This is a genomic window from Hyphomicrobium sp. 2TAF46 (genome assembly GCF_052114865.1).
Classification (GTDB): Bacteria; Pseudomonadota; Alphaproteobacteria; order Rhizobiales; family Hyphomicrobiaceae; genus Hyphomicrobium_B.
In genome coordinates this window covers 160,178-182,413 of the sequence record NZ_JBFRFO010000009.1, presented here as the reverse complement: position 1 = coordinate 182,413, position 22,236 = coordinate 160,178, and the positions used below count along the sequence as shown (strand labels likewise).

Genomic DNA, 22,236 nt, shown 5'->3' with positions numbered 1-22,236 from the left:
TGCGCGAATTGGGTTGCAGTTTTGACCCTGGCAGTCGATCGATCCTATTTCCGTGCGTTGTTTTTCGTTCGGCCATTTATCAGCCGTGACGAGCAGGCACGAAGTCCCTCGCGTATATGAGCGATAATAGCTTCGTCGGCTCTCGGAGAATGCACGGCATACGCGGAATAGGAAAATTCTGGTGCGCTCTTCACTAGAGACAGTCGCCCGTCCTGCAAATATGGAGCGATGAAGCCGCGTCTAAAATAGCCACGACCGCCGACAGCCAATATGTATTCAAGCGCCAGGGGACCGTAGCTGACGGCAACGGTCGAGGCAGGCTCATCCGGAAAGGCCGAATAATAAGCGTCGGCGAATTCCTCACCCCAATCGATCTGGACGGTTTGAGTCTCGTCGATTGGCTGCGAGGGATGACTCGACTCCGCCAACACCAGTTTTTCTTCGAAAATGAGTTCCGCCACCAGACCGGGGCGCCGGGGCGCGCCGTAGAGAATAGCGGCGTCGAGCGAGCCTTCTTGAACTTGGTCAATGAGCCGGTCAGCGGTATCGACGCGCACCGAAAGCGCCAATCCGGGATAGGCTTGGCGCATCCAGACCAGCCAAAGAGGAACGATTGGATTGGAAATGCTGAGTTCAGCCCCAAGCATCACGACTGCTTCTTGGGCTTGGGATAACCTGATGGACTGCGTCGCTTGGTCTGCGAGTCTGACAATGCTGACCGCGTATCTTTGAAATTTCTGCCCGGCCGGCGTCAGCTGTGTGCCGATCTTATTGCGAACAAAAAGCGGGCAGCCGAGCTCTTGTTCAAGAACGCGGATACGCGCGCCGATGGCAGTTTGCGTCACGTGCAAATTCGCGGCCGCCGCGGCGAAACTTCCCGTTTTAAGAACCTCCAGAAATGTCTTAGCAGCCGTGATATCCATCTTGTTCCGAATCCAACAAAGAAAGTCTCGAGGCGATGCATAGAACCACTCGCCGAGCCTTTTACATGCGTAAGCGAGCAAAAAAACATCGTAATGTGAGGAAACGGCTTGTTCCACATCGCAACGGCACCCTCGAGCTGCGGATGCCATTGGAAAGGGACGCGCAGAGGAGCCGCCGAGAGTTGGGCGCTCAAGAAGACTCGCGATTAGGTTCCGTCAGCCAGACTTTCCCTGTGGAACAGCGCTTCCGGATAAGCGCGATTCCTGCATTTGCGGAGTTTGCCAACTGCCGCCCAGAGCCAGGAAGATTGCTATCTGGTTCTGACTGACGTCCGTTTGTCCGGTAGCGTAAGCTTGCTCGGCTGCCGCAAGGCTGCGGTCGGCATCCAGCGATGTCAGCGCGTCCGCACTTCCTCCTTGCCACAACCTTCTGGCATCAGTCGCGACCTTGGCGGCTCGGTCCCGTGCGCTCTTCAGATTTTTCAACCGGTCGAGGCTGTATGCATAGTTAGTGAGTGCGCTTTCGACTTCACGAAGCGCGACGAGAACGGTTTTATCGAACATTGCGAGGCTCGCTTTGCTTCGCGCTTCAGCAGCTGCAATGCGCGTGCGGGCCACGTTCCGGTTCAAGTTCCAACTGATCATGGGCCCGACGCCGAAGCGATTGGTGAGCGGCCCAAATAGATCCGCCGCCGCGCCCTGGGTGCCGACGGATGCGCCGATTTTCACATCCGGGTAGAGTTCCGCGGTCGCGACTCCGATCATTGCGGTCGATGCCGCGAGCCGGCGTTCAGCGGCGCGAACATCCGGACGGCGGCTGAGAAGCCCGTGAGCGTCCCCCACCAGGATCTTCGATGCCAATCTCAACGGCCTCCGGCAATCGAGGAGAGAATGATCATAGTTTTCCGGAAGCTGCCCTATGAGCGACGTCAAACGGTACGCCGCATTGATTTGACGTGCCTCGAGCATTGGAATTTGCGACTTGAACTGCTGATAGAGGCCCTGCTCCCGATCAATATCGAACGATGCGACGCGGCCGTTCGTTGCCATTGTTCGCGTCAGTGAAATCGTCCGCAGCTGAATGGCTGCCGTTCGGCGCGCGGACGCCAATTCGTTTCCAGCGTTGCAAATGTCCGCGTAGGCGCGGGTCGTGTCGGCGACAACGTTCACGCGGACAAGATCGCGCGCGGCGACGGCCGCCTCGTCGTTTGCAGACGCCGCCTCGATGCCGCGCTTAATGCCGCCGAACAAATCAAGGTCATAGTTGATGGCAATCCCCAGATTGGCGATCTGGTGCTGGGGCGGCTTGATGTGGCTGAGATTGGCTTCGGCCGATTGCTGGACGTAGCTCGTCTCGGGAGCTGCGCTGCCGTTTATCTCGCGGCCCGTTTCGGCTTCCGCGAGCAGCGCATGAGTTTGTTCGAGATTGGCTTCAGCGATGCGCAGGTCGGTATTGGCACGCAACGCCTGCTGAACGAGACCAGAAAGCGCCGCATCATCATATAGGCGCCACCAGTCGGCTGCCGGCTCGCCGGGACTCGTCGTGGCAACGGGCGAAGCGAATGCCGCGTTCGCCGGAAGAGCATTTACGAGCGCCTGTCCCGGCAGATGATAGTCCGGGCCGACGGTACAGCCAGCGAGGAACGGTAGGCATATCCCTATTGTATGCAGGATGACTTTCACCAAGGAAAGCTCCGCCTGACCGTCGGTTCGCCAGGCCGAGGCTTGACTTCAACCGTCGCCGTCTGTCCGACGATCAGCTTCAGCCCCGGCGGAATCTCATCGATCGCAATACGGACGGGAATGCGTTGCGCTAGACGAACCCAGGAGAACGAGGGATTGACGTCTGCCAACGCCGTCTCCCGATCGCTGCGCTCGCGATCAGTGATGCCGGACGCGATGCTTTCAACGTGACCATGCACCGGCTCTCCAACACCCATAAGAAAAGCGACCGCCGTATCGCCGACATGGATGGCCGGAATTTTGGTTTCCTCGAAATAGCCCTCGATACGCATGGACTTCGCATAAACGAGTGCGGCGACAGCCTCTCCCGCCTTCATGTAAACGCCGGGTTGTAGGGTCATGTTGGAGACATACCCATCGACCGGTGCGCGCACGTTCGTACGATCAAGATTGAGTTCTGCAAGATCTCGGGCCGAAGTCGCTTCCGCGACGCGGCCACGCAGTTCGTCGACCCGCGCGCTGCCCTGCTCGATCTTTTCGGCGGCAATAACGGCGGACATGGACCTATTACGGCGATCCTCTCTCTCCGCCTGAGCAAGGGTCGCCTGGGCGCTTGCAAGCGTGGCAACCGCGCGCTGTAGCGCCAGCTCATAACGCGGCCGGTCCATCACCAAAAGGATCTGGCCTTTCAGGACATATGCATTGTCCTGGACGCGGACCTCGGTCACGAGCCCGGAGACATCAGTCGCCACCTGGACGACATCCGCTCTGACTTTCCCGTCGCGCGTAATGGGATCAATCTGATATCGCTGCCAAAGCGCCTGAAGTCCCGCAAGAGAGAGCGCCACGAGAAGCAAGGTTCCGAGCGTGCGGCTCCAAAGCAAACCGTTCATCATACGGGGAACCTTGCTGGCAAGAGGCGCCCGTCCGCGAGCACGGCAAGGCCCCACCAAAGAAGCGCGAAAATTGCGATATCGAAGAGAGCGGGACGCCAGCTGACCCGGTCTAGAGGCAAGCGATGAACCAGCGGACGCAACCAGTACGTCAGAAGGCTGGCGATGGCTGCCCAACAAAGTGCGGCAGGAACATACACGCCGAAGAACTGTACTTCGTCGATCATGCAGCGATGACTCGCTCTGTAAAGGGTGTTGGCGGAAGAAGGTTGCAACGGATACCGACCGCGGCAAGCAGCGCCTGATGACGGATGGAATTATCTTCCATTGTTTGGATGGCTGCGATTGCGCTGTCGAGCGCCGACCAGAAACTATCCCGCGGCGGCGCCATATCGCCGTCGAGACGACGTCTGCGAAACAGTTGAGCGACTTCCGCCAGCAACGCCTCTATCGACCGCTCGATCTTTCCGTGTGCAAACGCCGCCGCGCGACGCAGATGCAAAATATTTCTGCCAATACGAATATCGCTAAGCCCGTCTGCGGCATGGTCCTCGTCCCCTTCGCCTGTAACGGCGATGCGCGCAGCTATTTGTCCGGTGTGATCGAGGGCATGTGCTGTCCAACTTCCGAAATCCGGCTCGCTTCGCGCGTTCGCCAGCGCTTCCAGCTCTCCCCATTGGCGTCTCACCATGCGGCGTGCGGTCCACTCCGCGCCGACGGATCGAAAAAGGCGCGTGACGGCAATCGTCACGACGATACCCATGACTTGCGCAATGCCAGTGTTCACGAATGAAGCGAAATCCGGTTGAAACGAGTCGACGAAACCCAATCCCACGATGAGGCACGAGAACATCGGCAGCGCGATTGCCGACCGCGCGGGATCGGCCTGGATGTAGCCGATCCCAATCAACGCCGGCGCGAGCGCTAACGACAACATCGCGTAACCGTCGACGCACGGCAACACGACGAACATGTAGATCGCAGCGATGGGAAATGTAGCCAGCGTCGCCAAAAGATAGCGGCGAATGGCAGGAGCGGGATCCTCTTGCGCAGCGAACGAGCACGTGACGAGCGCCGCGAAAGCGGCGGTCGCCGATCCTGCCGGCCAAGCGAGCAGGATCCATATCAAACAGTAGAGAACGATGGCTGCCGCCATGGCTGCCCCAGCAAGAACCGCCAAAGCACGATCCTGCGCCAGCGGCTGAGGCTTCTCGATTCCGTTTTCCATAGCTATGTGCGCTGGCGTCCCGTCGATGGCCATTACGAGGGCTTCCGCGTCACGCACGGTTTCGATGAATTCCGCCAGCCGCTCCGCGAGGCTTGCCGCAATCAAAGCGGACCAATCCGATCTGGCGCTGCTCTTCCGGGCCAACGATCGTGCGCGCGCTATAAGCTTGTCGGCGTTCTCCTCCGTCAGCTGTCTATCGCTCTCCCGAAGCCAGCCGCGCGTCTCGTCGATCAACGCCGCCAGATCTTTGTCCGCTGGCTCCTTGCCACTCAACAGGTCGAGGCGATGCGCAACAGCGGATGCCAGCGGAATCAACGACGCGAGGCGCCGTTGCAGGGCATAGACGAGCGTGCGCGTTTTTGTGAGCCCGGGCATGTCGTAAGGAAGATGAATCGCGACAATGCCGAGTTCGGTTACGTCGGCGGCTATGCGCTGGCGACGCGAGTTGCTTAGGTTTTTATGTTGAGCATCGAGTGCGCCATCAGCCCATTCCTTTGCATCGCGGAGAAAACTGCGGGCGCGCTCCTGGATGATTTCCCGAACATTCCAAGGCCGCATCACGGAATGAACGAGCGTGACCGCCACGATCGCGACAGTCATTTCCTCGACGCGCGAAATGGTTGTCGTGAAGATGTTGCCCGGATCGTCGAGGTAGGGAAAGCTGATGACCGCCGCACTGAAGCCGGCCATTTGAAACAAAAAAGCGCGCGGTGTCCGGTCGGAGACAGCGAGATAGATGCAGATTCCTGTCCAAGCGGCGAGGCTGAGAACCAAGAGCTCTGGTGAATTTTGCAAATTCGGCACGAGCAAGATTGAAGCGATTGCGCCGAGGACGATCCCGATCAGCCGATAAGAGACCTTAGGCCGAAGCGCACCGGACATCGGTTGCGCGGTTACATAGACCGTCAGAATGGCCCACCACGGCCGCGGGAGCTCCGCAGCGAACGCGATTCCCAGCGTTATGACGCAGGCCAGATAGCTGCTCAGCGAAAATAGGATCTTGTGAGGATCGCAGAGGAGAAATCGATGGTGCCAAGCGGGCGCGGGAGCCGGTACGGACATGAGTGGACGAAATGCAATTCCCCCTTGGCGAGCGAAATCCGATCAAAACCCTGCCGAATCCCGCTCACGTCACGCGCGAACCTCTCTCACATCCTTCCGGACCATTCAAAATCATATAATTGCGGGGTATCGGCAAAAAATGTTTTGCAAAGCAGATGAGGACGTTCGCCCTTCTGTCAGCAATGCGCGCGGCACATGCTTCAGAGCTTGGGAGGGAAATCTCGCGGCCTGAGTGCGATGTCTGCCAGGGTGTAACGATCCAGCGTGGCGAGAAATCCGGCTCGCGCCTCATTGAGAACGCCACGCAGCTTGCAGCGCGGTGTGATTGCGCAATGATTCTCGGAACCGAAACATTCGACCAGTGCAAAGTCGGGCTCAGTTGCGCGAACGACGTCTCCGAGGCGAATTTTTTCCGGCGGCTTGGCCAAAACGACGCCGCCCGATCGGCCGCGGACGGACGTGAGAAAGCCGGTATTCGTGAGTAGGTTCACGACCTTCATCAAGTGGGCACGAGAAATGCCGTAGATACCGGCGGTCTCTTCAATGGTGATCCGGCGGTCGCCTTGGCTCGCTGCGTATAGAAGAACGCGCAGACTGTAGTCGGTAAAGTCCGTCAACTGCATCGTTACACCCGAGCCTCGCGCGAATATTAAAGTATCCTGAAGGTATATTCTGTCGATCCTCTGCGCAACTTGCGCGGGTGAGCCGCATGCGGCCGAGCGGGTCGCAACGGCAATGGCGACGTCTCGTGACGACGTTCAAATAGCATATCGCATGCGTGGCAATTTGGCAGTTCAACTACGCTTGACCTTAAAGATATAGAAAAAATATATCTTTTATCGTTGAGCTGGGCACCAGGCAAAATCTTTGCCGAAAAGCATCGAAGGGACGCACCGTGCTAAGTCAGAAAACCATTCAGATCGTCAAGGCCACTGCTCCTGTTCTTCAAGAGCATGGCAATACGTTGACCCGCCACTTCTACAACCGGATGTTCTCCCACAATCCGGAGGTGCTTCCCTATTTCAACCGTGCGAACCAGACCGCAGGTAAGCAGCAATCGGCATTAGCGGCCGCAATTTGTGCCTATGCCGCGAACATCGATAATCTCGGCCAGCTAAAAGAGGCGGTCGAACTTATCGCGCAAAAACATGCGTCATTGCAGATCAAGGCCGAACACTATCCCATTGTCGGCGAGAACCTCTTGGCTTCCATTCGCGAGGTACTGGGAAGCGCCGCAACTGACGAAATCGTCGCTGCGTGGGGTGAAGCTTACGGATTTTTGGCCGATATTTTTATCAAGCGCGAGGCCCAAATATATAGCGAGGCCGCATCGGTTCCTGGTGGCTGGCAAGGGTTCCGGCGCTTTGTCGTATCGAAGAAAGAGCAGGAAAGCAGCGTCGTTACCTCGTTCTATCTTGCTCCGGAAGACAAAGGACCACTGCCCTCCTTCAAACCGGGTCAATATATCACCATTCGCGTGCATACCGAGGACGGACAGACAACTATGCGCCAGTATAGCCTCTCCGCCAAACCCAATTCGGCCTGGCTGCGCATCAGTGTGAAGCGGGAAGACAGCGTCGGCGGAACTGTACCCCCAGGCTATGTCTCGAATCTGTTGCACGACACTTTGGCCGTCGGCGCGACGTTGGAGGTCGCTCCTCCATGCGGGGAATTCTTTCTGCATCATGACGATGAGAACGAGCGTCCGTTGGTTCTCATCGCAGGGGGTATCGGAATTACGCCGTTGATGAGCATGCTGCAAACTTCTCTGGATAAGTTTCCACAGCGCGAAGTTGCCTTTATCCACGGTTGTCAGAACGAAGATGTGCAAGCCTTCAAGGCGACCGTCGAAGAGCTCAAGGCGCAGCACACCAACTTGAATGCGCACTTTCGCTATCTCGAACCGCAGAAGCCCCTCAGCACCAATGGGATTGGGACCAGCAAAGGCTTCATCGATGCGAAACTGATCGAGACGATGATCAGCAATCGCGACGCAGAATATTATTTTTGCGGCCCGACGCCTTTCCTCGCCAAGATTCATCGCCTTCTGAATGCGTGGAATGTGCCGCACGCGCAGCAACATTTCGAGTTCTTTGGTCCGAAGGAGGAACTCGCAGCATTCGCGTGAATAGAAGAAACGGCAACGTGGGTGCGATTGGTTTTACCAGGGCGCACCCACTGAGCCGCAAGTTGCTTTAGCTTGCATAAGATGCATAATATATGCATCTTAAAAATTGCAATCGTGAGGGAACGCCGACCCATGATGGACGAGAGCAATACCGCACCGGCCAAAGCACCGCCGCCGGTCAAGAAAACAAAGCTGCTTTATGATCTCGTCGGCGGCGAAGATGGCATCCACCACCTCGTGGAGGTATTCTACGACATTGTTGAAAGCGAACCGGAAGGGCGTGTCCTGCACATCCTTCATTTGCGTGGCCACGGCGTTGCGCACTCGCGCATCGAACAATTCAACTTTCTTTCAGGGTTCCTGGGGGGACCGCGGCTATATGTTGAAAAATTTGGACATTCAGACGTGCGCCGAATGCATGAGCACGTCGAGATTGATGCCGAGGCGCGGGACGCATGGCTCCAGTGCATGTCAATGGCGATCGATCGCGTCGGACTGGATTCAGATATCAAAGGGCAACTGATGACCAATTTCACCCGGGTTGCGATGATGCTGAAGAACAAGGGCTGATTGGTCAGCACCGCGCCTCATTCTGGAACCTGACGCGACAGTGACCGCCTCCGCCAGCTCGTGCGTCAACAAAAGGGAATGTGCGTCGAGAAATCGATATTCATTTCTCTGTTTCGGCCAATTCGGTCTTCGCGGACTGTGCAGCGTTAAAATTCCTGAGCAGCGTCACCAGTAGCGGCAAGACGACTGCCGATACCAATGCTTCGCCCATTGAAAAGGCAGCGGCATCAGGTCTGCCGGCCATCGGAGAAACGTCCTGCTCCAGTGCCTGTATCGCCGATTTGCGCATGGTGAGCGCGAATGAGAATTCACGGCCAGGGTTGAGCAATAACGCGACTGCAAAAACCAAAAGTGCCACGAACACGTTGACGGCACCCAGAATAGCCACGGCTCCAGCAGGACCCAAAGACGGTTCAAGAAGCCAAAACGAAGCGAGCTCTAACAATCCGAGGCCGCAAATCGCGATAAACGCGGAAATGGCGCAGAGCGCGGACTTTTTCAAAATATAGCGCGCATAACTGTTTACAACGACAGCGTCAGCTGCCGACAGTTTATCGATATCCTGAGTGAGACTTCGCAGGTTCACGGGTCAAAGACCTTCGATTTAGCAAATAAATACCACACGCGTTCTCTCTTCTCTTTAAAAGATGGGTCACTCGGACACTAGAGCCTTGATCCGTGTTTATTGGCTCGATCCTCGATAACCTTAAGCTTTCTTCTGGCGCGGCGGCGAGACGGCCACGTGCTTCAGCGCTTCGGCGCTCGCAAGATAGAGCAGGGTCACGCCGGTAATCGCTGCAAGAATTGAAGCCGACAGAGGCACGAAGCCGACGATGCCGCCTAGCGGCGTCAACGCCACGATGAGCGCAACGGCCAACGCCCCAAGGGACGTGCCGACGAGAGCTGGATGAGGCCGGCTCGCCCAAAAAGGCTGCGCCGTACGAATGATGAAGATGACAAGAATTTGCGTCGCGATCGACTCGACGAACCATGCCGTCCGAAATTCGGCGACGTCCACATTAAAGCCAATCCGCAGCAGCGCAAAAGTCGCCGCATCGAAGACGGATGATAGAAGGCCCATGATCAGAGTGAAGCGGAGAACGGCATTCATATCCCAGCTCTTCGGCCGAGCGAGATCCTCTTCATCGGCGGAATCGAAGGGAATTCCGATTTCAGAAAAGTCATAGATTAGATTGTTGAGAAGAATCTGCACTGACGCCAGCGGCAGGAAGGGCAAGAACAGCGAAGCGAATGCCATCGAAAGCATGTTGCCGAAGTTCGAACTCGTCCCCATCCGCACGTATTTCATAATGTTCGCGTATGTGCGCCGGCCTTCGGCTACACCGTCCGCAAGCACGCCAAGGTCGGGCGCAAGCAGGATGATATCGGCAGCTTCGCGCGCCACTTCCGTTCCGCCATCGACGGACAGACCGACGTCGGCCGCATGAATGGCCGGTGCATCATTTATTCCGTCGCCGAGAAAACCAACCGTGTGGCCGCCGGAACGCAAGGCCTGGACGATACGGCTCTTCTGATCCGGCGAGACGCGGACGAAAAGATCGACTTCCTGCGCCCTAGCAATGAGTGCAGCTTGGCTCATGGCTGCTATCTCCTCGCCCGCGATCATGCCCCGAGCCGGAAGCTTCAGCGTTTCGACGAGATGCTGAACAACGGGCGCTGCATCGCCCGATACGACCTTTACGCGTACGCCTGCCTCTGCGAGACGGGCAACGGTCTTCGTCGCCGACAACTTGGGCGGATCGAGGAAGGCGGCACATCCGACGAATATGAGATCGGCCTCATCGGCGATATCAATATGATCGCGATCCGCCGCTATGGGCTGCCGTGCCACGCCAAGAAGACGGACACCCTCCCGGCCCTTGGCCTCAATGAGGTCGATGAGTTTCGCCCTCAACGGAGCATCGAGCGGAACGATGGCGCCTTCCGCAGTCTCCGCTTGGCTGCACAGCGGGAGGAGAGACTCCGGGGCACCCTTGGTGATCATCTCATGTTCGTTGCCGCGCGCGATCAAGATCGAGCATCGGCGCCGGTTGAAGTCGAACGGTAGATCGTCGACGTGGCGCCAGTCTTGGACGGAAGTGCAAGTGTCTTCCATCAGAGCATCGTCCAAAGCGCTGCGCATCCCACCGGCGAAGTGACTGTTCAAGCGTGCCAACTCAGTGACACGATTGCTCTCCGCACCGTTGATGCCAAAGCTGCCGGCATGCGCGATCTTGGCCTCCGTCAGCGTGCCGGTCTTATCAGTGCAGAGGATATCCATCGCGCCGAGATCGTGAATAGCTGACAGCCGCTTGACGACGACTTTACGCTCAGCCATCCGCATTGCCCCGCGCGATAGCGTGACAGTGATCACCATAGGAAGAAGTTCGGGCGTCAGACCAACGGCCAGTGCCACAGCGAATAAAAAGCTTTCGAGAGTGAGCCCGTGATTGACTAGCTGGGTAAGCAGAACAAAGAGGACGAGAAAGCCCGTCAGACGCAAAATCAGCATGCCCAGTGCATGAACGCCCTGCTCGAAGGCCGTCGGCGTCGCTATCTCTTGGATCGAAGCCGCAATAGCACCGAAGCGCGTAGCCCCGCCCGTCGCCACTACGAGCATCACCGCTTCGCCGCCAACGAGGCTGGTTCCTCCAAACAGCGCATTGAAGGCGTCCGCGGGCGAAAGGCCTTCGCATGGTCCGGGACGCTTCTCGACGGGATAGGGTTCCCCTGTCAGAACAGCCTCGTTGGCGAGCCCTGCCCGGGTTGCGATAATGATACCATCCGCAGGCACAAGATCGCCGGCATGAATCTCAACCACATCGCCGGGGACGATATCTGCAACCGGCAGTTCAACCGTGCGTCCGTCGCGACGGACCGAGGCACGGACGGCAACCGAGCGTTTCAGCGCGTCGACTGCGGATTCCGCCTTCTGCTCTTGCACCATGTCCAAAGCGACGGAAAACAAGACGATGACAACGATGATGACGAAGCTTTGCCAGTCCCCTATCGCACCCGAAATTGCTCCTGCGATGAGCAGAATTGCGATCAGTGGCTCAGTGAGCCGCCTCAAGAGCTTGAGAACGACGCTCCGTCGTACGTTTGCGACCGCGATGTTTGCGCCGTAGCGCGCGAGACGCTTTTCGGCTTCTGCCGAGGTCAGGCCTTCAGGCCGAGCACCAAGTGTGAGAAAAACGTCGTCATTGCGAGCCGTCCAAAATCTCGGCTGATCGCCCTTCCGATCGTCCTGAAGTAACCGTTCATGCCTCACGTCCGTTGCTCCGTCTGGCGCTCTTCGCCCGTTCACTATAGTTTCTGGCGCGCGGCTTAATTGCTTCCATGGCAATCATCCATGAGCCGGCCAACAAGAGAGATGCCCAGATGAGTGCGAAATAAATCTGACGGAGGCGTCCGGACCGGGATTACTTTTGACTTTTCCGCCCTACGAAACTTCCATATGCAGCGATGCAAAAGCTAACATTGCGGACGTAAACAAGTGATCTCCCCCCGACTTCGTGCCCGATGGTGCGCGGGTCGAAACCTGCCTGTTACTTAGGATCAATTGATTGTCAGAATTACTTCAGCGAAAGAACCCTTTGTGCGCCGGCGGCTTTCATTCTAGGCCCCGTGGACTGTTCTCCCGAGACGTTACCAGGCGCCGCGTGAGAAACATCACTTGATCTATCGTCTTGGACAGTGCCTGAAGCTGGTGGGAAACGATTTGATGTAGCGCAAGGCGCGCAGACCAGGCGAACTTTTAGATAAGACATAAGGGCAGGAACGCTCCCATGCAGCCCAAAAGAACGTGGATACTCCTCGCCGATGGTGGGCGTGCGCGCGTGCTCGTTGATTTGCGCAAAGTCATCACGTCCGAAATGCGGGAAGTCGTCCTCGCCGAAAAACCCAGGTCCCGAACGACGAGGGCGCCAGTACCTGGAAGGCGTGATGCTCTTCTAATTCCATATTTGCTGGAGCGGCGATGCCAACTATGACGAGGCAAGATCAAAGCGATGCAATTGCTTTCCTCTCGAGCCTATCGGATGTCACCGAACGACATGACACGCATATCTCAATCATTATCCTAAGTGGTAGACGCGCCTATAAGCTTAAACGTTCGGTATGCTTTCCCTATTTGGATTTCTCTACAGCCAGCCAGCGACTCTCTGCGTGTCAGCGAGAACTCGAACTTAATCGGCGTACCGCACCCTCTCTTTATGTAGCTGTGCGACGCATCACACGCGAAGAAAGCGGCCGCCTGACATTCGACGGGAGCGGAGAATTGGTCGATTCCGTTGTTGAAATGGTGCGCTTCGATCAGCGGGATCTCTTCAGCCAAATCGCTGACCGGAACGAACTTGGCCCTGCCCTCCTCACCAAGACGGCACTCGCTATCGCGGACTTCCATCGAGATGCCGCGATCGATCACCGGCGATCGGGCAGCGAGATCATGGCGGCTGTCCTGCGTATGAATTCCGAATCGATCGGGGCTGTGGGACTATTCAGCGCCGAGCAGGCGCACGCCCTTGAAATGGCGTTCAACGCGACGCTCGATCGGTTGGGGCCGTTACTGGATAAGCGCGAGAGATCGGGCAAAGTACGCCGTTGCCATGGAGATCTGCATCTCCGAAACATCTGCTCGCTTGATGGCTCGCCCACACTTTTCGACTGCCTGGAATTCGATGAGGATCTCGCGACCATCGATGTGCTTTATGATCTCGCCTTCCTGCTCATGGACTTATGGGGCCGGGGTCTTCGCGCCGAAGCAAACTCGGTATTCAATCGCTATTTCGATGCCGCTGATGAAGATGACGGTGTCGCTCTCTTGCCTTTCTTCATGGCGGTTCGTGCTTCTGTTCGCGCACATGTCGACGCCGTCCAAGCTACGAATAAAAACGCAGCTGCCTTCAAGGAAGCAAGCGCCTATTTTGAGCTCGCAGGCGATCTGTTGAATGTGAGTCCACCGCAGCTCGTTGCGGTCGGTGGCCTGAGCGGTTCCGGCAAGTCGTCCGTTGCCGCAGCTACCGCCCATCGGTTGGGACAGCCACCAGGGGCCCGCGTGCTTTCCAGTGATCGAATTCGCAAGCGCCTATACGGCGTGCCAGCGGAAACTCGTTTGCCGCCCGAAGCATATCAGCCAAGTGTGTCGGAGCGCGTTTATGCGGAGCAAGCCAGGATAGCGGCAACCTATCTGAAAAACGGCCACGCTGTTATCGCCGACGCCGTCTTTGATCGCGCTGAAGATCGGCAACGGATTGAAGCGGCGGTCCCTGACACCGTTCCCTTCAATGGCTTCTGGCTAGAAGCGCCGCTCGAGCTGCTTATTGATCGTGTAAGTCATCGGATTGGCGATCCCTCCGATGCGACGCCAAGTGTCTTACGACAACAGGCAAGCAGTGCAACGCAGACAGAATGGCAATCGCTCAGCTCCGGTGAACCGGTGGCGAATACGGCTGCGATGCTGATCCAGCGCGTGCAAGCCGAGTTGGAATAAAATACTCTTCGATCTTCGATGGTGAAATCGGCGGCCGCCGATACATGCGAGGCAAGCTTTGGCGAAGGAAAATGCGGTGATCGAAGTTCGAATTCGAGAGCTTGCGCAGCTCTTCAATTCTCTCGATCCTTCACCGTTCCACGAGCGCGACCTCGATCGCGATGCTGAAGATTACATCGTCGGCTGGGCGCGTGAACTTCCTTCGGACGCGCCGCTTCGAATTATCGTTCATCTTCCTGAAGAGGAGGCTCGCAAAGCACAGGAGCGCGGGCTCGCCATCACTCTAGCGAATTACTTTGCGGAACGCGCCGCAATACAACAGCGGGAACTCAACGAACTGTTTCGTGTTGGTCGACGCTATTTATTGATCGGTACCCTTGTGTTGATTGCGTGCCTCCTCGGTAGTCAAATGGCGCGTAGGTATTTGGGTACCGGACCCATGGAGGGCGTCGTTGCCGAAAGTCTGATTCTGGTTGGTTGGGTCGCAAACTGGAAGCCAATCGAGACATTCCTATACGACTGGTGGCCGTTCAAGCGGAGGCGCGACCTCTACCGGCGACTGGCGCGAGCAACTGTGGACATCAGGCCAACCTAGAGCCGGTTCGTTCCTCGCGGCAGCGGCGACCTTTTTGATTCCGGAGTGCATGCCGTCCTGACGATCGTGGTTCGTTTGATGGCACGCGGCGAACGATTCCTCGCCGCGTGAAGAGGTTTTGCCCTACTGAACACCTGAAGATTTGGATTGACCATTCCGCAGGCGGAGCAAGTGCGCTAAGCAAATTCGGTATCGATTACCTTGCTCGCATGTTCACAGTCACATTTCCCGGGGGCTCCATTGATGTTGAAGAGGGTTTCCTGCCTCGCGTTTCTCTCGCTTGTCGTGTTCAACACGCCGGTCCTCGCAGACGGGGAGTATCTTCCTGCGCTCAAAGCCCGCCTGCAATCGGTGACACCCGCGCTGATGAAGGAAAGGAACCTGCCGTTCGCGACCGGCGTCCTGATCCTGAGCACGGATCAATCCGAAGTCAATCTGCAGAAGAACGACATAATTTTTTCGGTCGATGACACGCCCGTTGCAGACGTAAATGCGCTCAAGACGATCGTCGCCGAGCTGCCCGTGGGTACTGACACGGAATTGCACATTGTTCGCGACAAGGAGGAAGACACGAGCCGCTTCACGGTCGCAATCACCAATGGCCACCGGGAGTTGCGATCTCCAGAAGCCCATGGGACCCATTGGCGACACCGTTACTGGCGGCGACACTATTATTCCAACAGAAAAGCTCAACCCTATTCCAATAGACAAAACCAACCGGCGGGGACCGCCTTCTCCGTAGTCCACACCTACTATGGCACCGACCGCACCGTCGATGGCTCGTCCGACGATAACGCCACCTACGGCGGCGACCGCGGTACCTTGGTTTACGGACGGGCGGACGTGACCATTCCGGTCACGCACAAGCCTGGGCACATCGAAACGGCATGGATCAAAAATGACCCTGACAGCGCCATGACCGTGCAATCGGCAACGCCGCTGGAGCGCTCCGCGTTCTATGCCGATATCACCAAGAACCCGAGCAAGACGGCGCTCATCTTCGTTCACGGGTATTATAATTCGTTCGAGGATGCCGCGCTCAGAACGGCGCAATTGGCCTACGACATGCGCTTCCCCGGCATTCCGGCCTTCTTCAGCTGGCCGAGTCAGGGCGCCCTGTTCGGGTATGTGACGGACGAAGGCAACGTCTCGTGGGCGCTTGCCGACTTCAAGACCTTCCTCGCCGACTACGTCGCCAATTCCAAGGCGGAAAAATTCTACCTGGTCTGCCACAGCATGGGGTGCCGCTTGTTGACCCAAGCGCTCAAAGAACTCTATGCCCAAGACCCCGAACTTCGCGGCAAGATTGTCGAAGTCTTTCTTGCTGCACCCGATATCGACGCCGGCGACTTCAAGGCCAATACCGTCCAGAGCCTGATCGGCAACGTCAACAGCATCACGATCTACCAATCCTCGAAGGATTGGGCCCTCAAGGCTTCCCTCACCTGGCACAGCTTTCAGCGCCTGGGGGACTGCGCCAACGGGGTCACGATCCTTTCCGGCATGAACACCATCGACGCGACGAAAGTTGATACCAGCTTGATCGGTCATTCTTACTTTGGGGATTCGACCTCGGTCATCGCCGACATGGTCGACGTCGTCGGTGGCCATCTCGATCCGGCCGAACGGCAGCATTTGAAGCGCAAATCCATTGCCGCTGGAAACTATTGGCTTTTCGAGAATTGACTTGGGAGCCCCGCCGCTCTGACCCGTAGCAGACGTTCGGAGTAAGCGCCGGCACTAAGGATCGAACGCGAAAATCCGTTTCCAATCATTCTTCATGCTGACAACGATCCAGCCGTTGCTCTTGGCTTCATCCATGAGTGCATCGGTGAATGTGCCGACTTTTGCTTCAGGCCCGTAGGCGTATTCACGCTCGGCATCGTCGTGGTTCACGAGCAGCATGAAGCGAGCGCCGCCGCCTGCCTGAGTGTATTCCAGCATCTCTTTGTCGCCGATGGAGTTGCCAAACGCGGCAACGGGGCGCCGTCCGATAACGAAGTGGATGCCTTCGGGCTTACCGGCTTTATCGTCATTGAGGAGTAGCTTGGGCACTTTGGTGAGGACCGGCTTACCGTCCGTATCGTAACCGAATTCCGTCATGCCCGCGCTGCCGACCACTTGCTCCGGCTGAACGCCATAAACCCGCTGAGCATAAACGCGCACGAAATCCTGGCCACCGCCGGTAACAAAATAGGTCTTGTAGCCGTTGTCACGGAACAGGCGCATCACTTCCAGCATCGGCTGGTAGGTAAGATCCGTATACAGTCGCTGGAAGCGGGGATGCTTTGCCATTTCGATCCACGTCTTCACTTCGGCGTTGAAGTCTTCGACCGTCATGCCGCTGAGCGTGGCAGCGAGAATCTTCAACAGATCCTCCTTCGGCAACTTCGCCATTGCTTCCCGATCGCCGGACAGCACGGTCTTGAAGGGTTCGACGGATTTCAGTTCCGGCTTTTTCTCCACCAACGCCGGGACTCGGTCGAGGCAATACATCACCTGAGCGTACATTGGCTGCTCGACCCACGTCGTGCCGTCCTGATCGAACGTGGCGATCCGAGCCTCGGGCGATACGAACTTGGGGTTCGCTGGGTCCGTCGTGGCTTTGATGAATTCGATGATCGCCGTCTTGGCTGAACCTTTGTTCCACGAGGGTAGTGGGTCGATCGCCTGAGCCAGCGACAAGGATGGCAGCAACAGAAGCCCAAGGAGCGCGCTGAGGGCCAGACATGCAACACGCAATCGGTGATCATTGTGCTGCATGCTTCCGATCTCCGATCGCGATCCGTAAGAGACGTGCTTCGAAGAACGCACGTTCGACGCTCGTTACGGTGCGGGCGCCCGATCAAGAGGCACCCGCTTCGTCACATCGCGCTCGTCTCAATCATCTAGTCGCTCGGATGGCTCGCGTGAGCTTTCTTAACCTGATCTAATATCCCACTGAGGTTGTAGCTCTCGGGCGCCTGCAGTGGCGGATACTTTTCGTATGTCGTCAGGTGCTGCAACCACAATTGCTGGCCAATGGGCAGGAGGTTCCAGTCGTAGAGAAAGGCGGTACTCGGGGCGCCGAGCGCACCGCCAATGCTCATGGCAGTCTTCTGATTCAGGCCGACGGCCTGCTCGAAAGGATCGCGCTTGATATTCTGGACCAGTGTGAAGTGAAACGGGATGAGTGGCAGGATCCAGCCCTCCGCTCCAGGCTGCGCCATAGTGTAGTACATCTTCCAGTTCTTGTAGCGCACCGCGGACGGCGTCGCGCCTGAGTAATAGAAGAAGTAGTCTCGCGCCGACTTGTCCGACCTGCCTTCGAGGTAGTCGCGCTGATCGACGCCATCGAGCGTCGTTTTGACAATGCCGGGATACTGACCGGCCTCGATCTGGTTCTTTAGCCCGTCGCCCTTGGGGCCGCCGCCGATGTCGACGAGCGTCGGCAACCAGTCGAGCGCGGCGAACAGCTGATTATACACCGTCCCCGGTTTGATGTGGCCCGGCCAGCGCACGACCATCGGGGCGCGGTACCCGCCTTCCCAGGCCTCGCCCTTCTGACCCTTGAACGGCGTCACGCCGCCATCCGGAAATGAAATTCCCTCGGCGCCGTTATCGGTGGTGAAGACCACGATCGTGTTGTCAAGCTGCCCCATGTCTTCCAGCTTCTTGAGGACGAGGCCGATGTTGTCATCCAACTGCTTCATCCCGGCTTCCTGGATGCCCCAGTCCTTGCCGCCCCGCTCGCCCAGCATGGCCTCGTATTTCGGCGACAGCATTGTGGTGACGTGCATGCGGGCGGGGTTGTACCAGACAAAGAAAGGCTTGCTGGTTTTCTTAGGGTCGTTGCGGTCGAGGAAATCGATGACCTTCGCCGAGATTTCCTCATCGACCGTTCTCGAGCGATCGAGTGTCAGCGGACCCTCGTCATGGCACTTCTGGCTATTCTCGCTACCATCGGAGGACTTGCACCACAGGACCGGACGCGGTGGCGTCAGGCATGTCGTCGTAGCGGGATCGACGGCGCCGGGCACTTCGGGAATGCCGGGAATCGGCGTGTTGCGGCACGGCGGCACGACCGCCTGCGTGCTCGGGTTCTTGTTGATGTCGGGAAAGCTCACCTGCTGCATGGCGTCGAGATGATAAAGATAGCCCCAGTACTCCTGAAAGCCGTGGGCCGTCGGCAGCGACGCGGTGTGATCACCGAGGTGGTTCTTCCCGAACTCGCCGGTGTTGTAGCCGAGGTCGATCAGGAATTTGGCGATTGCCGGGGTGCCAGGCCGCAGGTAGCTCGGGCTACCCGGAAGTTGTGGTGGAATCATACCGGTACGCAGTGGATACATGCCGGTGAAGAAGGCGTTGCGCCCAGACGTGCAGCTCTGCATGGCGACATAGTCCATGAAGATCGCGCCCTCGTCCCCAATGCGGTCGATATTTGGAGTTTCGCCAACCATCAAGCCGCGATGGTAGATGCTCGGCTGCATCCAGCCGATGTCATCTCCCATGATGAACATGATGTTGGGCTTGCTTATTTGTGTTTGTGCCCAGGCCTGCGAGCCAATTGCTAACAGCACACCGAGTAGTGTGACCAAACCGAGTCCGATTTTCCGAGTGACCTGCATGATTGGCGCTCCTTTCAATTGAGCACGCAGCGCATCCACCCACCCGCCAAAAATCAGAGTTGCTTTAGATCGATCCCAGGCGCAATCAATGCGCACACAAAGCGTAAATAGGTTGTGTACATATGATTTATCACCAAATTGATCGGCGGCAATGATGCCGTCATGCCGGGGCATAGCTGATGCTCGAAAGCAATTTAAGCCATCGGCCGTTTGCTAAGTGGTGCGGCCGCGCTGCAAAGTTTTTATCGCTAATCCTGCTATTTCTGATTGTCGGATTCTGGTTCGCGACGGATCTTCCACTGGCGCTGGAATTGCCCGCAAATGAAGCCAACCTGATTGCGCATCCTAATTTTGTCGGATCAGACCGATGCGCGCAATGTCACGCAACAGAGCACAAAAACTGGCTTAGCTCGCAACATGCGGTGGCTATGCAGGAGGCGACAGAGAAAACGGTACTTGGCCGTTTCGACGGTGTCACGTTCAGCAAGGACGATGTCACAAGCACGTTTTACAGGAAGGACGGCAAGTTCTGGGTTCGCACTGATGGGCCTGACGGAGCGCTAGCCGACTTCGAGATCAAATATACGTTCGGCGTCTGGCCGCTGCAGCAGTATCTTATCGAGTTTCCTGGCGGCCATATTCAAGCGCTCGGTATCGCGTGGGATGCGCGCGCGGAGGACGATGGCGGTCAGCGTTGGTATGATCTCTATCCAGATCACAAATTGAAGGCTGGGGATCCCCAACATTGGACGGGCATCGATCAAAACTGGAATTACCAGTGTGCCTGGTGCCATTCGACCAACATCAAGAAGAACTACGATCAGGTACGCGGAAGCTTTAGCACAACGTGGTCCGAGATCAGTGTGGGATGCGAAGCCTGTCACGGTCCGGGCTCGAACCATGTGGCTTGGGCGACGAAGTCGAGTGGCTGGGAGAAATTCGACCAGCACGCGAAAGGATTTGCGCAAAATTTCGATGAACGCGAAGGCGTGACGTGGCGAATGGATGCAACCGGGCAGGCTTATCGTTCGATGCCTCGCTCGTCGGCAAAGGAAATTCATGTCTGCGCGGGCTGCCATTCGCGACGGCAACAGTTCTCTGATGATCCCGAGAGTGTTGGGCGCTTGTTTGATGCCTTTCGCCCATCGCTGTTGGAAGACGGGCTCTATCACGTGGATGGCCAGCAGCGCGACGAGGTCTACAATTACGGATCATTTCTTGAAAGCCGGATGCATTCAGCAGGCGTAACTTGCTCCGACTGTCATGACCCCCATACGGCGAAGCTACGCCAAACCGGAAATTCGCTTTGCGGGCAGTGCCACGCCCCCGAACGATTTGACGTCAGCTCACATCATCACCACGCGCCGAATTCAAAGGGCGCCGAATGTGCCGCGTGCCATATGCCGATCAGCACGTACATGGGCATCGATGGCCGCCGTGATCATTCAATTCGCATACCTCGCCCCGATCAGTCCGTCCTGCTCGGAACACCCAATGCGTGCAATCAGTGCCATACTGACAAAAGCGCCAAATGGGCGGCGGATGCCGTCAAGGCTTGGTATCCTTCGCCGAAGCCAGGATTCCAAGATTTCGCTCAGGCATTCGATCGTGGTGGCTGGGGAGCTCCTGGCGCTCAACTCGGTTTGATCGGAATTGCAAAAGCCAGCACGGAGGCACCTATCGTACGCGCAAGTGCGATTTCCCGGCTTGGACGATTTCCCTCATCTCAGGTCCTGGACTTCGCAGCGAGTGCTTTGAAAATCAATGATCCTCAAATTCGAGCAGCGGCCGTGTCGGTGATTGCAGCAGCAGATCCTGAGACGCGCCGGTCGCTTCTCACGCCTTTACTGCGCGACGAGACCCGCTTGGTTCGTATGGATGCCGCTCGGGCCATTGCCGGAGAACCGGAACAGAATTTGTCGCCCGACGATCGCGCCTCATTCGAAAAGGCGCTTGCTGAATATGTCGATGCCCAATTGTTCAATGCGGAACGGCCAGAGTCGCAAACCAATCTAGGCGCACTTTATCGCGATCGCGGCAAGCTAAGCGACGCCCGAGCCGCTTTCGCGAGGGCGATCGATATCGATCCGACCTTCGTCCCGGCAGTCATCTCATTGGCCGATCTGAAGAGAGGGCATGACGACGAGAGTGGTGCTGAAGCGGTGCTGCGCAAATCGCTCGAAAGAAATTCCCAGTCGGGCGGGCTGTGGCACGCCCTTGGTCTCAGTCTCATTCGTCAGAAGCGACTGCCCGAAGCGATGGTTGCCCTTGCGAAGGCCGCTGAGCTTGCTCCAGAAGATCCACGTTTCATCTACGTTTATAGCGTCGCACTTCACGATACAGGCAAGCGGCAAGAAGCAGTCGAGGCGTTGAAGAGCGCCCTGACGCGTCACCCTTACAATCGCGATATCTTATGGGTTCTTGCAACATACGAGATCGAGGCAGGCGACTATACCTCGGCGCTCGGCCGCGCTGAACTCCTTAATGAACTCGAACCAGATCGTTCAGATGTTACGCGGTTGCTCGGTGAACTGAAGCAACAAATGCGCTAGTCGCGTGCCGTCGAGAAGATCGAACACGGTGGGCGCAGTATGGCCAGCGGTTCGCCGAAACGCATAGGACTACTTTTGTCTCGTTACGCCCCGTACTCGCGCTCGAACTGCTCGAGTAATTTGCGGAGAGCCGGACGTATGCTTTTCAGTTCTTCAAGGTGATTGACGGAAAGCGCGGCTAACGTTTCTTCGCCCTCTTTCGTGACGTGAACCTGTATCCGGCGACCGTCGGCCGGATCGGCTTTCCTGAGCACGAGCCCGAGGCTCACCAGCCTGTCCACGAGCCCGACCGCGGTATGATGACGAACGAGCAAGCGCTCCGCAATTTGACTGATGCTGAGCCAATCCGTGTCGGGAGCACCTTTGATCGAGAGGAGCGCCTGATGCTGCTGCGGCGTGAGGCCTGACCGAGACGCCGCATCCTCGCTGAAAGCTTGAAATTTGCGAAGCGCGTAGCGGAATTCCGCAAGCGCCTCGTAGTTCGCCTTCGTGACAGCCATGCGC

The 22,236-nt window shown here is 57.3% G+C and carries 17 protein-coding genes; 6 read left to right on the top strand and 11 right to left on the bottom strand.

The genetic code is table 11. From position 1 onward, the window contains the following. Positions 1 to 44 precede the first annotated feature (44 nt). From AB4Z24_RS18970 to AB4Z24_RS18945, 6 genes are all read right to left on the bottom strand, one after another. The gene (locus AB4Z24_RS18970; protein ID WP_441710637.1) at positions 45 to 923 is read right to left on the bottom strand and encodes a LysR family transcriptional regulator; all 879 of its coding nucleotides are present in this window, start codon (positions 921 to 923) and stop codon (positions 45 to 47) included. A gap of 216 nt (positions 924 to 1,139) precedes the next feature. Beyond that, positions 1,140 to 2,606 carry an efflux transporter outer membrane subunit gene (locus AB4Z24_RS18965; RefSeq protein WP_441710659.1) on the bottom strand — a complete coding sequence of 489 codons (1,467 nt, stop codon included), beginning with the start codon at positions 2,604 to 2,606 and terminating at the stop codon, positions 1,140 to 1,142. Continuing rightward, positions 2,603 to 3,502 (bottom strand): efflux RND transporter periplasmic adaptor subunit, encoded by a 900-nt coding sequence (locus AB4Z24_RS18960; RefSeq protein WP_441710635.1) that lies wholly within the window; start codon positions 3,500 to 3,502, stop codon positions 2,603 to 2,605. The genes AB4Z24_RS18965 and AB4Z24_RS18960 overlap by 4 nt, the downstream gene beginning before the upstream one ends. Continuing rightward, the gene (locus tag AB4Z24_RS18955; protein ID WP_441710633.1) at positions 3,499 to 3,726 is read right to left on the bottom strand and encodes a DUF1656 domain-containing protein; all 228 of its coding nucleotides are present in this window, start codon (positions 3,724 to 3,726) and stop codon (positions 3,499 to 3,501) included. The genes AB4Z24_RS18960 and AB4Z24_RS18955 overlap by 4 nt, the downstream gene beginning before the upstream one ends. Continuing rightward, positions 3,723 to 5,789 carry an FUSC family protein gene (locus AB4Z24_RS18950; RefSeq protein WP_441710631.1) on the bottom strand — a complete coding sequence of 689 codons (2,067 nt, stop codon included), beginning with the start codon at positions 5,787 to 5,789 and terminating at the stop codon, positions 3,723 to 3,725. Before AB4Z24_RS18950 ends, AB4Z24_RS18955 begins: the two co-directional genes overlap by 4 nt. A 200-nt stretch (positions 5,790 to 5,989) precedes the next feature. Further along, positions 5,990 to 6,412: an RrF2 family transcriptional regulator gene (locus AB4Z24_RS18945; protein ID WP_441710629.1), complete on the bottom strand. Its 423-nt coding sequence runs from the start codon at positions 6,410 to 6,412 to the stop codon at positions 5,990 to 5,992. Positions 6,413 to 6,684: 272 nt separating this feature from the next. On the opposite strand from AB4Z24_RS18945, the gene hmpA reads away from it, so the two are divergent. Both hmpA and AB4Z24_RS18935 read left to right on the top strand, forming a co-directional pair. After that, a complete protein-coding gene (gene hmpA / locus AB4Z24_RS18940; RefSeq protein WP_441710627.1) occupies positions 6,685 to 7,917 on the top strand; it encodes an NO-inducible flavohemoprotein in 1,233 nt (410 codons plus the stop codon). Positions 7,918 to 8,049: 132 nt separating this feature from the next. Then, positions 8,050 to 8,487 carry a group II truncated hemoglobin gene (locus AB4Z24_RS18935; protein ID WP_441710625.1) on the top strand — a complete coding sequence of 146 codons (438 nt, stop codon included), beginning with the start codon at positions 8,050 to 8,052 and terminating at the stop codon, positions 8,485 to 8,487. A gap of 100 nt (positions 8,488 to 8,587) precedes the next feature. On the opposite strand, the gene AB4Z24_RS18930 is transcribed toward AB4Z24_RS18935, so the two are convergent. Beyond that, complete coding sequence (locus AB4Z24_RS18930; protein WP_441710623.1) at positions 8,588 to 9,073, bottom strand: hypothetical protein; 486 nt, start codon at positions 9,071 to 9,073, stop codon at positions 8,588 to 8,590. Positions 9,074 to 9,193: 120 nt separating this feature from the next. After that, positions 9,194 to 11,758 (bottom strand): magnesium-translocating P-type ATPase, encoded by a 2,565-nt coding sequence (mgtA, locus tag AB4Z24_RS18925; RefSeq protein ID WP_441710621.1) that lies wholly within the window; start codon positions 11,756 to 11,758, stop codon positions 9,194 to 9,196. A gap of 1,008 nt (positions 11,759 to 12,766) precedes the next feature. Here mgtA and AB4Z24_RS18920 point away from each other — a divergent pair. The 3 genes from AB4Z24_RS18920 to AB4Z24_RS18910 all read left to right on the top strand — a co-directional run bounded on the left by AB4Z24_RS18920 (position 12,767) and on the right by AB4Z24_RS18910 (position 16,259). Further along, on the top strand, positions 12,767 to 13,978 hold the full coding sequence (locus AB4Z24_RS18920; RefSeq protein ID WP_441710619.1) for an AAA family ATPase: 1,212 nt from the start codon (positions 12,767 to 12,769) through the stop codon (positions 13,976 to 13,978). Positions 13,979 to 14,054: 76 nt separating this feature from the next. Beyond that, entirely contained in the window at positions 14,055 to 14,573 is a 519-nt protein-coding gene (locus AB4Z24_RS18915; RefSeq protein WP_441710617.1) for a hypothetical protein, read from the top strand. Between the two features lie 243 nt (positions 14,574 to 14,816). Continuing rightward, positions 14,817 to 16,259, top strand: coding sequence for an alpha/beta fold hydrolase (locus AB4Z24_RS18910; RefSeq protein ID WP_441710615.1), 1,443 nt, complete (start codon positions 14,817 to 14,819; stop codon positions 16,257 to 16,259). A gap of 54 nt (positions 16,260 to 16,313) precedes the next feature. Here AB4Z24_RS18910 and AB4Z24_RS18905 read toward each other — a convergent pair whose 3' ends face one another. Together AB4Z24_RS18905 and AB4Z24_RS18900 are read right to left on the bottom strand one after the other, a co-directional pair. Next, a complete protein-coding gene (locus AB4Z24_RS18905; protein WP_441710613.1) occupies positions 16,314 to 17,336 on the bottom strand; it encodes an HAD family hydrolase in 1,023 nt (340 codons plus the stop codon). Between the two features lie 125 nt (positions 17,337 to 17,461). Then, positions 17,462 to 19,180, bottom strand: coding sequence for an arylsulfatase (locus AB4Z24_RS18900; protein ID WP_441710657.1), 1,719 nt, complete (start codon positions 19,178 to 19,180; stop codon positions 17,462 to 17,464). 179 nt (positions 19,181 to 19,359) lie between these two features. Between AB4Z24_RS18900 and AB4Z24_RS18895 the strand changes: the two genes are divergently transcribed. Further along, positions 19,360 to 21,732, top strand: a complete 2,373-nt coding sequence (locus tag AB4Z24_RS18895) for a tetratricopeptide repeat protein (protein WP_441710612.1) — start codon at positions 19,360 to 19,362, stop codon at positions 21,730 to 21,732. A gap of 83 nt (positions 21,733 to 21,815) precedes the next feature. On the opposite strand, the gene AB4Z24_RS18890 is transcribed toward AB4Z24_RS18895, so the two are convergent. Further along, positions 21,816 to 22,232: a MarR family winged helix-turn-helix transcriptional regulator gene (locus tag AB4Z24_RS18890; RefSeq protein ID WP_441710610.1), complete on the bottom strand. Its 417-nt coding sequence runs from the start codon at positions 22,230 to 22,232 to the stop codon at positions 21,816 to 21,818. Between the last annotated feature and the right edge of the window lie 4 nt (positions 22,233 to 22,236).